This window comes from Streptomyces sp. (assembly GCF_019510245.1).
Classification (GTDB): domain Bacteria; phylum Actinomycetota; class Actinomycetes; order Streptomycetales; family Streptomycetaceae; genus Streptomyces.
This window is the reverse complement of sequence record NZ_JAEKKT010000500.1, coordinates 1-1,828: the sequence shown is the minus strand read 5'-3', so window position 1 is coordinate 1,828 and position 1,828 is coordinate 1. Positions and strand designations below refer to the sequence as shown.

The 1,828-nt window shown below is 67.6% G+C and carries 5 protein-coding genes; all 5 read right to left on the bottom strand.

What is annotated here, in order from left to right:
- A partial coding sequence (locus JF597_RS54650; protein ID WP_294014613.1) for a hypothetical protein occupies nt 1-288 on the bottom strand: 288 nt, incomplete at its 3' end.
- 83 nt (nt 289-371) lie between these two features.
- Entirely contained in the window at nt 372-599 is a 228-nt protein-coding gene (locus tag JF597_RS54645; protein ID WP_294014610.1) for a hypothetical protein, read from the bottom strand.
- A 203-nt stretch (nt 600-802) separates the two neighbouring features.
- Nucleotides 803-1,162 carry a hypothetical protein gene (locus tag JF597_RS54640; RefSeq protein ID WP_294014607.1) on the bottom strand — a complete coding sequence of 120 codons (360 nt, stop codon included), beginning with the start codon at nt 1,160-1,162 and terminating at the stop codon, nt 803-805.
- Nucleotides 1,159-1,410, bottom strand: coding sequence for a hypothetical protein (locus tag JF597_RS54635; RefSeq protein WP_294014604.1), 252 nt, complete (start codon nt 1,408-1,410; stop codon nt 1,159-1,161). The genes JF597_RS54640 and JF597_RS54635 overlap by 4 nt, the downstream gene beginning before the upstream one ends.
- A 101-nt stretch (nt 1,411-1,511) precedes the next feature.
- A partial coding sequence (locus JF597_RS54630; RefSeq protein WP_294014602.1) for a hypothetical protein occupies nt 1,512-1,828 on the bottom strand: 317 nt, incomplete at its 5' end.

The following is a 1,828-nucleotide window of genomic DNA, read 5'->3' as shown; positions in this document are numbered from 1 at the left end:
GCTCGCTGAGGCCTCGTCGCCACCCTTGCTCAGGGCTGCACCGTAGGCCGCCACCGCCCAGCGCTGCACATCGTCCAGGCGCCACCAGAGGTGCCCCGCATGGGTCCGCTGCAGATCCTTGGGGAGGTACGCCCGATTGCAGAGAGCGAGGGCCACCATGATGGCTTCCGTGGTCGAACAGTGCGACTCGCTGGGCCCTGCCCGATCAGCTTCGCGGATCTTCGCGAGGTGCCGTTCGCCGGCCGCCGTGGCCGACTCAGGCTCGAAACCTGCCGTGTCAAATCGCATGATGACCTCTCTGCTGTTCCATGGTTGCTCTGGCTCCCTCGGGGCGGTCAACCCAGCGCGGCCGGGCGCCGACCCATCCACGCCTATTCTCCGCTGGCCAGCGCGCGGGCCAAGTGCTGGTCGCTGCCCACCTGGACGGCCCGGCTGGTGCTGGCCAGCCTTTGCTGCCGTTGCTTCGCGGCCAGGCGATCAGCCTTACGGCGCGCGCTGATGCACGAAGAGGACTTGCAGAACTTGCTGGCCGCACTGGTGATGGTGAACACGTTGCGGCACGCGCCGCAGGCAATTCGCTTGGTGAAGATCCGTCCCATGTCAGTTTTCCTCGTGGATGTTCGTAGTTGCGATCGCCACTGGCTGTCCAGCGGCAATGTTTGCGCTGGCGGGCGGCCCGCTTCTGGTGAGCGCCTGCGCAGCTGCAGCTGCGCGCTGCACGAGCCAGGCGGAATCCAGCCGGCTCGCGAACCACAGCGACAGTCGGCGCGTCTCAGCGCAGCCGGGCCCGTCCTGCAGCAGCTCACCTTCTGGCATCGTCACCTCCGGGGATCACCTGTTGCGCGGGCCCGGACAGGCCCAGGGCCTGCTGCTGCTGTCGCACTGCTTGATCGGCTTCGGCACCGTGGTGCCCGCGTCCTCTTGTCCAGCCCGCCCGCTCGCCGCCATGGACTCGGCAACCGACGGAAGTGAGCAGGAGCTCCATCCGCGTCAGAGGCTGCCGTTCGCCGAGCGACCGCTGAATGACGGCCAGTTGGCATCCGCCTTCCTGGGCTACCTCTGCCACGGCGGCTGCCGACGCGAAGGTGCCCATGAAGTAGGCGCTGGCGGCTGCAGGCAGGAGCGGACCCATGACGGCGAAGAAGATCAGCTTGGTGTTCACGGCACCGTGCTTCTGGGCGGGGTGCCCGATTGGGCAGGCAATCTGTCATCCAGCTCTGGCACATGGCCGGTCCGTGGGCTTAGCCGATCCGGCAGGACTTTCTTGGGCACGCGGACCCATTGGCCATTGATGCGCTGCGCCACCTCGATCTGGACGCGCCTGGTGCCGATCTTGCGCACGACGGCCGGCACCGGGAGCACCAGGCCGTAGCCACCCTCGCGCATGGCCCAGGTGACGCGGTCGTTCACGCTGAACTGCCGCGCCGCGGCAGCGCCGCGCGAGGTTGTCGACGGCCGGGGTGTCTCGCCGCCAGGCCCACCGCTGGCTATGCTCTGCAGGCACTCGCTCACTACAACGCCTTCTTCTCGGCCTGCTTCACGAGTTCCGACGCCTCGGTCAAGCCGATAGACGGCCTCACGAACAGCTCTGTGAAGGGCCCGTCTCGAAGCGCGGTCCAGAACGCCACACCGTCTCCGCGTTCGTCCATCGGCACCACCGGCAGCCAACCGAAACGCGCGCTCAGCCAGCGGACCACCGCCGTCGCGTACCCTCGGCGCCGATGGCCTGGCACCGTGTCGATGTGGCGTACGGTGACCTGCACGCCGGGGATGTGATCCACCTTTCCGGTACAGACCAGCTCGCCAGCAGCATTGAATGCCTCAAAGC